Annotated in this window: 8 protein-coding genes and 1 other RNA gene; 7 read left to right on the forward strand and 2 right to left on the reverse strand. The window is 40.8% G+C overall.

Translation table 11 applies throughout. The features are described 5' to 3' along the window. Positions 1-48 precede the first annotated feature (48 nt). Together JZO83_RS13520 and recU are read right to left on the reverse strand one after the other, a co-directional pair. Positions 49-2,448, reverse strand: coding sequence for a PBP1A family penicillin-binding protein (locus JZO83_RS13520; RefSeq protein WP_207116082.1), 2,400 nt, complete (start codon positions 2,446-2,448; stop codon positions 49-51). Further along, positions 2,438-3,079, reverse strand: coding sequence for a Holliday junction resolvase RecU (recU, locus tag JZO83_RS13525; RefSeq protein WP_207116083.1), 642 nt, complete (start codon positions 3,077-3,079; stop codon positions 2,438-2,440). Before recU ends, JZO83_RS13520 begins: the two co-directional genes overlap by 11 nt. Positions 3,080-3,143: 64 nt before the next feature. On the opposite strand from recU, the gene JZO83_RS13530 reads away from it, so the two are divergent. The 7 genes from JZO83_RS13530 (at position 3,144) to JZO83_RS13560 (ending at position 8,719) form a co-directional block, all read left to right on the forward strand. Beyond that, positions 3,144-3,683, forward strand: a complete 540-nt coding sequence (locus JZO83_RS13530; RefSeq protein ID WP_206857387.1) for a DUF1273 domain-containing protein — start codon at positions 3,144-3,146, stop codon at positions 3,681-3,683. A gap of 89 nt (positions 3,684-3,772) precedes the next feature. Further along, positions 3,773-4,186: a cell division regulator GpsB gene (gene gpsB / locus JZO83_RS13535; protein WP_206857386.1), complete on the forward strand. Its 414-nt coding sequence runs from the start codon at positions 3,773-3,775 to the stop codon at positions 4,184-4,186. A gap of 17 nt (positions 4,187-4,203) precedes the next feature. Then, an RNA gene (rnpB, locus tag JZO83_RS13540) (RNase P RNA component class B) lies at positions 4,204-4,574 on the forward strand. A gap of 169 nt (positions 4,575-4,743) precedes the next feature. Further along, positions 4,744-5,913 carry a class I SAM-dependent RNA methyltransferase gene (locus tag JZO83_RS13545; RefSeq protein WP_207116084.1) on the forward strand — a complete coding sequence of 390 codons (1,170 nt, stop codon included), beginning with the start codon at positions 4,744-4,746 and terminating at the stop codon, positions 5,911-5,913. 79 nt (positions 5,914-5,992) lie between these two features. Beyond that, complete coding sequence (locus JZO83_RS13550) at positions 5,993-6,460, forward strand: ASCH domain-containing protein (protein ID WP_206857383.1); 468 nt, start codon at positions 5,993-5,995, stop codon at positions 6,458-6,460. A 51-nt stretch (positions 6,461-6,511) separates the two neighbouring features. Then, positions 6,512-8,014, forward strand: coding sequence for a carboxypeptidase M32 (locus tag JZO83_RS13555; protein ID WP_207116085.1), 1,503 nt, complete (start codon positions 6,512-6,514; stop codon positions 8,012-8,014). A gap of 30 nt (positions 8,015-8,044) precedes the next feature. Then, on the forward strand, positions 8,045-8,719 hold the full coding sequence (locus JZO83_RS13560) for an HD domain-containing protein (RefSeq protein ID WP_207116086.1): 675 nt from the start codon (positions 8,045-8,047) through the stop codon (positions 8,717-8,719). The last annotated feature ends 119 nt before the right edge of the window (positions 8,720-8,838 follow it).

Below are 8,838 nucleotides of genomic sequence, written 5' to 3' on the forward strand. Positions count from 1 at the left end.
TTTGTCTACAATCTGAAGCCATCCTTTCCGGATGGCTTTTTCTATTGATCAATCACTACTACTTCTGGATGAAGCTCGAGAAGAACGGGATGTTCGCGTTCCACTATCACCAGCAGCATTCGCATCTTCAGAACTTGGAGGCGTAGCAGAGGATTCAGGTGGTGGTGTTTCCTCGCTAGAAGATGCTGGTGGTTCTGTTGATGGTTCGCTGCTAGGTTCTGTTGGTTCACTGCTTGGTGGTGTCGATTCTTCAGTGCTAGGTTGAGTCGTTGAGCTTGTTGATGTCTCAGGAACGGTTTCACTAGTTGAAGACTCAGGAACCGGGCTTACTGGAACGACTTCAGATGAAGAAGGAATCGTTGCAGATGGCACAGTAGCGTTTGTATTACCAGATGATGACGATTGATTTCTAAAGAATAGTTCGCCACCAGAACGGTACAAGCCACTTGGCATCGTCCAATCCGTATTTGTTACATTTGCCGAGACAAACTGCATCAACTCACGATAGACATCGGAAGCGACATCTGTTGCATTGGAAGTGATCGGTGTCATTTTGTCGTTATAGCCTGTCCAAACGGAGATCGCATAGTTCGGTGTATAACCTGCAAATAAAATATCAGGATAAACACCAGTTGTCGTACCTAATTTTGCATATTCCTCGTCTGTATAATTAGATGTACCTGTTTTACCTGCTTGGATCAATCCTGGAATTGCGGCATTCGTACCGGTTCCGCGAGTGATCGTGTCCTTCAAGATGTCGGTAACCATATACGCTGTTTCTTCGGACATGGCTCTTGTTCCTTCTGGTTCGAAGGTTTCTTCTGTGCCATCTTGGAAGACGATCCGATTGACGTATTGTGGTTTATAATAAGTACCACCGTTTGCCAAAGCAGCGTAGGCCGCAGCCATTTTTTCAGAAGAAGCACCGTATTTTGTCCCATCTTGTTGTTCTGTATTACTTGAAATCGCATTTGATTGGTGGATCGTGCTGTATTCGATCCCTAAATTACTCAAGAATTCAGCAACTTTATCTGCGCCTACTTCATTGAAAAGTTTGACAGCAGGAACGTTTCTTGAGAGGTATAGTGCTTGACGTAAAGTGATCATGCCCATGTAACGATTGTCCCAGTTGGACACAGGAATCGTGGTTCCTTCATAATTGTAAGGTGCATCGGCGATCAATTTACCTGTTGAATAGTTCAATTCTTCAAATGCTGGTGCATAGTCAGTGATTGGCTTCATCGTAGACCCAAAGTCACGAGAAGTATTGACAGCTAAGTTGTTTCCTAAAGCGACATCATCAGGGATGTTTCGTCCACCGATCTGTGCTTTGACTTGTCCGGTATTGACATCGATCAACGTAGTCGCAACTTGCATTTGATCGTCAGGGAAAGTCACGTATTGATCAGTATTCACAACATCGTATAAGTGTTTTTGTGCATTTAAGTCTAGGTTTGTGTAAATATCTAAACCGTCAGTATAAACATTCTTATCTGTTTTCGCATGGACTTCATTGATGACCTCTTTGACGTAATTGTCAACGATTCGTGCATTGGAGTCTTCTTGTGTTAATTCTTGTAACCCGTCTGTGATCGGTGTATTGATTGCTGTGTCATATTCTGTTTGAGAGATTTTTTCGTTTTGGAGCATCGTATACAATACTGTGTCACGGCGTTTTTTGGCTTGCTCTGGAAACTGATAAGGATCATAGGCAGAAGGAGCTTGAGGCATTCCTGCTAAAAGAGCGGTTTGCGGTAGATCCAATTCTCCTAAGCTTTTTCCGAAATAGGATTGAGCGGCTGTTTCCATCCCGTAAAGACCGTTAGACATATAGACTTTATTGACGTAATAAGTCAGTATTTCTTGTTTTGATTTCGTTTGTTCCAGTCTGACAGCCATCCAAGCTTCTTGGGCTTTACGTCTGATCGTTTGGTCTTCGGTACTGGTAGAGAAGAATGAAAGCTTGATCAGCTGCTGTGTCAATGTACTACCACCTTGTAGCCCGCCAGAAGTAAAGTTTGATAATGCGGCACCGATGATCCGAACAGGGTCAACACCGATATGTTTGTAAAATCGGCGGTCTTCGACTGAAACGATGGCATCTTCAAGTGTTTTTGGTAGTTCATTGGCAGAAATCTTTTCTCGTTTTTCTGCCCCTAGATCTTCAAAGAGTTCACCATCTTTAGTAAACAGTTTTGAGGAAACCGTGGCATCCAGTTTTTCATCGGTCAACTCAGGGGCATCTTTGGCATAAAACCAAAAAAGTCCGACGCCTGCAAGAAAAGCGACACATATTAAGGAAAGACCTATCAAAAGGATACGTGTGATCAATCCTTTACGATCTTTTCCAGTGCCTTTTTTTGTCGGTTGTTTTCCTCTTTTCTTTGCATTTTTTGCAGAAGAAGAGGAGGTACTTCGTTTAGAAGATCTCGTTTGATTAGTTGGCATTCGTTGGTTCTCCTTCATTAGATTCTAAGTACTGATCGATTGCTTGCAAATAAGGTACGCGAGGGGCGTAACCAGTTGGAATCTCGATACCTAGTTTTTCGATCAATGAAAGCGGCAAGGATTTCCTTCCTTGTGCCTGTTGTTCATGCCAATAGTGTACTAAATGAGTACTATCTAAGTAGAAACAACGATGCAAGGTAGAAAACCATAATAGAACAAAACAGATTCCTCCTTGTTTTTGGCAAGCTTCCATATGTGAGATTTGATGGGGATGAAAATTTTTAAATGGAAACGAAGTCTTGTTTTTCGTCTCTTTTGCTTCAAAATCCAAATAGAAACCTCGATAGACACCATTATAATCAGTTGTTGAGGCTTGAGCGAAATAAGCTTCTTTGATCACAGCGGCACTTCGTCGAGGGTAATCAACTTTTACGATTTGAACCGGTGTTGGCTTCTTATGGATGACTGCCATTTGATGCGCCAGATAATACTCGTTGCTTTCATTGATGGCTTCTTCAAATCGCATCCCACGATTGCCAAACTCCGTGTTTGGGTTCCTTTTTGCTTGTTTTTTTTCTTTGGACGAGGCATCCTTGATATAAGGACGGCCATTTGGATAGCGTAACACCATGATCGAATCACTCTCCTAGGCCACATTATAGCAAAAAAGCACAGAGAAAGAAAAGGAAACTGGAATGGATAGTATAAAAGTGATGTATATCTCTGGTTATCGAAGTTTTGAATTAGGAATATTCAAAGATAATGACCCTAAAATGACAGTTATTAAAAAAGTTTTAAAAAATGAATTGACTCAATTAGTGGAGGAAGGATTGGAATGGGTGATCATTAGCGGGAATCTTGGCGTTGAATTATGGACAGGTGAAGTCGTTGCCGAAATGAAGATGGATTACCCTGATTTGAAGCTGGGGATCATCTACCCATTTGCAGAGTTTGGAAGTGGTTGGAATGAGAATAATCAGGAAAAGAAAAGGTTGGTAGAACAGCTTTCTGACTATCGTGAAGCGGTCAGTCATCAACCGTATCAATCGCCTAGTCAATTGAGAAATCATACGCAATTTCTTTTGCAGCATACGGATGGAACGTTGTTGATCTATGACCCCGAATATCCTGGGAAAACGGACTATTTTTTGAAGGATGCACTAAAATATCAAGAAGGGCATCCTTATGAGATTCGAACAGTCAGTATGGACGATTTGCAAAATTTTAGTGAATAAAATAATATAGTGTTTGATTTATCAAGTCTTTTCCGATACAATAAAAAAGTAGAAACGTGAATACGTAAATGAGAACTAGAGGTGTAAATATGGCGAATTTGATTTATAGTCCTAAAGACATTTTACAACAAGAATTCAAAACAAAAATGCGCGGATATGATCCGATCGAAGTGGATGAATTCTTAGACAATATCATCAAAGATTACGAGACTTACAGCAAACAACTCCTTGCTTTACAAGAAGAAAACGATAAATTAAGTGCAAAAGTCGCTCAATTATCTAAAAACCAAGGAGCAGCTCCAACACGCACACAACAAGCAGAAACACCGAAAAGTGCGGCAGTAACGAATTTTGATATTTTAAAACGTCTATCAAATCTTGAACGTGAAGTATTTGGTAAAAAACTAGATGCACAAGCAGGAAATGTTCCACCAGCAACACCTAATCCAAACAATTACACATCAACAAATGAACATGACAACGAAGCAACACGTCAGTTCTAAAGAATGAATAGATTGTGGTTTTCGGGTAATCGCGGTCTGGCTTTGACCAGGCTGAGGAAAGTCCATGCTCGCACAGGCTGTGATGCCTGTAGTGTTCGTGCTTAGCGAAAAAATAAGCTAAGGTACTCTTTTAGAGTAACGGCAGGAAAACAAGCTAAGGCTTAGGCTATGCTTCAGTATCCTTGAAAGTGCCACAGTGACGAAGCGAACGAGGAAACTTGTTCGGTGGAACGCGGTAAACCCCTCGAGCGAGCAACCCAAACAACGGTAGGGGCGCTTTTTGTCGGGGAATCAGAACGAGACAAAAGGGCAGTTGATCTGCAGATAGATGGTTACCGCTTTGTTTTTTCTCCCTGGAAAAACAAAGTACAGAACATGGCTTATAGAAAACCACGATATTCAGGGAACAAAGCGATAGGCGATTTGCCTTCAAAAATCAGCGTTAAAATATTTTTTCCTAGATCGTGGCTTTTAAATAGAGAAGGTTGGATTTAGGGGATTGGAAGTCTGGGATTTTACTCATTTCCCAGACTCTTTTTTGATATAAGGAGAGTAAAATGGATAAAAATAGAGAATTTAATTTAATCGCGACAGCGGCAAGCGGTTTAGAAGCATTAGTCGGCAAAGAACTAAGAGACTTAGGGATCGAATGCCAAGTAGAAAATGGACGTGCGCGTTTTAAAGGAACAATGGAAACGATTGCGACTGCTAATCTATGGTTAAGAACAGCTGATCGCATCAAGATCGTTGTTGGTGAATTTGATGCACGGACTTTTGACGAACTATTCGAGCAAGTCAAAGCGTTACCATGGGAAGATTATCTTCCTTTAGATGCGTCATTCCCTGTAGCTGGGAAATCGATCAAATCGACACTTTATAGTACACCAGACTGTCAAGCGATCACTAAAAAAGCAATCGTTGAAAGACTGCGGACATATTATCATCGTCCGGCAACTGTTCCGTTGACGGAAACAGGCGCGCATTTCCAATTAGAAGTTGCTTTGCTAAAAGATCATGTGTTAGTTACCCTTGACACTACTGGCCCAAGCTTATTTAAACGTGGCTATCGTTTAGAAAAAGGTGGGGCACCATTGAAAGAAAATATGGCAGCGGCTTTAGTGATGTTGACAAATTGGCGAAAAGATCGCCCGTTTTATGATCCAGTTTGTGGTTCAGGAACGCTTTGTATTGAAGCGGCACTTATCGGGCATAATATCGCTCCTGGATTCAACCGTGAGTTCGTTTGTGAAACATGGGATTGGTTCGATGCGTCTGTAATGGAAGCTGTTCGTGCAGCAGCGGAAGAACAGGCAGATTATGATATCGAATTAGACATCACTGGTTCGGATATCAATGGTCAAATGATCGGTATTGCAAGAGCCAACGCTGAAGAGATCGGTTTGGGCGATTCCATCACTTTCCAACAAAGGGCAGTGAAAGACTTCAAAACAGAAAAAGAATACGGTGTGATCGTTGCGAATCCTCCTTACGGTGAGCGTTTAGGTGAAGAAGAATCCGTTCGTCGTTTGTACAAAGAAATGGGCGAAGTTTTCCGTCCATTGAAGACTTGGAGCAAGTACATCTTGACAAGTGATCTGGCATTTGAAGAGTTTTATGGACAAAAAGCAACAAAGAAACGCAAGTTATACAATGGTGCTTTGCGCACGGATCTATTCCAATATTGGGGAACGCGACCACCAAGAAAAGAACGAACAGAAAACGAATAACTAGGATATAAGTATGGACACCAAAAAATGGTTGGGGACTTTAAAATCTTTAACCCTATGATTTTTGGAGGATATAAAAATGAATGAACAAGCAAAAAAGTATTGGGAAGAATTTTGGCAAGGTGAAACCCCTCCAACACATGTGACAGCAGAGCAGTGGGGCTGGGAGGGAACACCGATGGCAGATGAGTTGGCGGCCTTGATTTTAAAAGGGATCAAAACAGCGTCATGTTCATCCTACGATGAATGCCTGTATTACGGTGAAGACCCTCTGTCTAAAATCGGCAGTTATACCATTGTTTTAAATCGTAAAGACGAGCCTGTAGGTATCATAAAATATACAGATATGACGATAATGCCGATGAATGAAGTAACAGAAGAAATTGCCCGTGCTGAGGGTGAGGGTGATTTGAGCTATGATTACTGGTATCAAGTGCATAAAAAGTTTTTTAAAGAGTTGATGCCTCAAATTGGAAAAGAATTTTATGAAGAGATGCCCCTTGCTGTTGAACGGTTTGAATTAATCGATGCAAGGAAATATAAGTAAGATATAACAATTGGATAAATGATAATTAGGATAAGTTGGAGGATTTTTTGTATGAACGAAAAGGAATTTTTGAAAGAAGTTAAAGAGATCGATTTAATGAGTCAAGCACTAACAGTACTTGATTGGGATATTCAAACAGGCATGCCAGAAAAATCAAGCGAAGACCGTAGTGAAGTCAACAGCTATCTATACGGACTTTACTTCTCAAAAAAAGTAGGCCCTAAAATCGCCGAAGCAATCGAGTATTTTTCAGCACACCCTGACGAATTATCTGAAGTTGGTCGAGCTGTCTTTGAGAAAGTCAAAGAAGACTATGAATTAGAGCACAAAGTACCTGAAGAATTAATGAAAGAATTGACTTCTGCGACGTCTAAAGCTCATACAAAATGGCAAGAATCTCGTGAGTCGAAACAATTTGCTGATTTTGAAGCAGCGTTGACTAGAAATATCGAGATCACAAAACAGTTGATTCCTTACTGGCGTAAGGATGAAAAAACAGACTATGATGTTTTATTGAACCAATATGAACCAGGAATGACAGTAGAGATCTTGGATCAAGTGTTCGATCAAGTAAAAGAGGGAATCATTTCCATCCGCCAGGCGTTAGTTGAAAAAGGAACAGCGCCCGCAACAGATTTCCTTTCACGTAAAATGACAAAGGAACAGCAAAAACGCTTTGTTGTCAGCGTCATTGAACAATTAGGGTATGATTTTTCTAGAGGTCGCTTAGATGATACGATCCATCCATTTATGATCGGTGTTAACCGTAACGACGTGCGAATCACGACTCGTTGGAATGAAGAAGACTTCAAGATGGCGACATTTGGGGTCATCCATGAAGCTGGCCACGGGATGTATGAACAAAATATCGATGAAAAATATCTATATACACCAGTGGGCGAAGGCACGTCAATGGGTATCCATGAATCGCAATCACTATTCAATGAGATCATCGTTGGTAGCAACCGCAGTTTCTGGGAGAAACAATATCCATTCTTCCAAGAATGCGCAGAAGGCACATTTGATGATATCTCTTTTGTTGATTTCTATCGTTCACTACAACACACAAAAGCAAGCTTGATCCGAATTGAGGCGGACAGCTTGACGTATCCATTGCATATCATCATTCGTTATGAGATTGAAAAAATGATCTTCAACGAAGGATTAGCAGTTGAGAAATTACCAGAAGTATGGAATCAAAAATATGAAGAATATCTAGGTATCCGTCCGACAAATGATTTAGAAGGAATCTTACAAGATGTCCATTGGTCAGGTGCAAGTTTTGGTTACTTCCCTTCCTATGCGTTAGGATTCATGTATGCTGCACAATTAGTGCATGCGATGAAAAAAGATCTCTCAGTCGATGATATTCTTGCTTCTGACGATTATTCTCCAATCAAAGAGTGGATGACAGAGAAAATCCATCAGTACGGCGCGTCAAGAAAACCAAATCAATTGATTTTAGATGCAACAGGAGAACCGTTGAATCCGCAATACTTGATCGATTTTATGAGAAAACTTTATTTTAGCGTATACGGTATCGAAGAAGCCTAAGAAATTTCCTAGTAAAAGGTGGATGCGGAAGTGGATAAATTAAGTAAAATAGCAAACTATAGTATGGAACAACTGTCCTTGGATCGTTCAGGACATGGGGTCGATCATACAAAACGAGTCGTTGAATTGGCTCGTCAAATCTTAGAAACAGAACCGCAAGCTGATTCTTTTATCACTATTGCTTCCGCCTATTTACACGATACGATCGATGACAAGGTGGTCGAAGATGAAGAACAAGCAAAAACGCATCTTAAAGGATTTCTAACGAGTATTGAACTAGCAGAATCAGAGATCCAACATATCTTTCATATCATCGAGAATATGTCTTTTTCTAAAGGGTTGTCTGGTCAGGTCGATTTGTCCTTAGAAGGGAAAATCGTGCAAGATGCAGATCGTTTAGAAGCTCTGGGAGCAATAGGCATCTTACGAACCGCCTACTATGGTGGCTTTCACGGACATCCGATTTTCGATTCGACAATCCAACCGATCAATTATACGAAGAAACAAGATTATCGGAAAGGATCGACAGTCATCAATCACTTTTACGAAAAATTGTTGTTACTGTCAGATCAAATGAATACAAGGTATGCTAAACAAGAAGCGAAGCGACGTGAAGCCTTCATGCGTGACTTTTTGAAGGAGTTTTACGAAGAGTGGTTTGTTGAAGTTGACTCACCTGATCGTCAAACTTGGCGTGATCGCTAATGGAATGATACATGACTGGAACGTTTTCCGGCTCTTTGTCAATAAGGACTGATGAGTGCAATCAAGTAAAATCCGGAAGAGGAAGTGAACACTTCTTCTCCGGATTTTCTTCGTTATTT

This window comes from Enterococcus sp. DIV1298c, from assembly GCF_017316315.1.
GTDB lineage: Bacteria > Bacillota > Bacilli > Lactobacillales > Enterococcaceae > Enterococcus_B > Enterococcus_B mangumiae.

Coding starts and splice junctions, on each gene's coding strand:
- JZO83_RS13520 (WP_207116082.1), bottom strand. CDS start 2,448: ATGCCAACTAATCAAACGAGATCTTCTAAACGAAGTACCTCCTCTTCT.
- recU (WP_207116083.1), bottom strand. CDS start 3,079: ATGGTGTTACGCTATCCAAATGGCCGTCCTTATATCAAGGATGCCTCG.
- JZO83_RS13530 (WP_206857387.1), top strand. CDS start 3,144: ATGGATAGTATAAAAGTGATGTATATCTCTGGTTATCGAAGTTTTGAA.
- gpsB (WP_206857386.1), top strand. CDS start 3,773: ATGGCGAATTTGATTTATAGTCCTAAAGACATTTTACAACAAGAATTC.
- JZO83_RS13545 (WP_207116084.1), top strand. CDS start 4,744: ATGGATAAAAATAGAGAATTTAATTTAATCGCGACAGCGGCAAGCGGT.
- JZO83_RS13550 (WP_206857383.1), top strand. CDS start 5,993: ATGAATGAACAAGCAAAAAAGTATTGGGAAGAATTTTGGCAAGGTGAA.
- JZO83_RS13555 (WP_207116085.1), top strand. CDS start 6,512: ATGAACGAAAAGGAATTTTTGAAAGAAGTTAAAGAGATCGATTTAATG.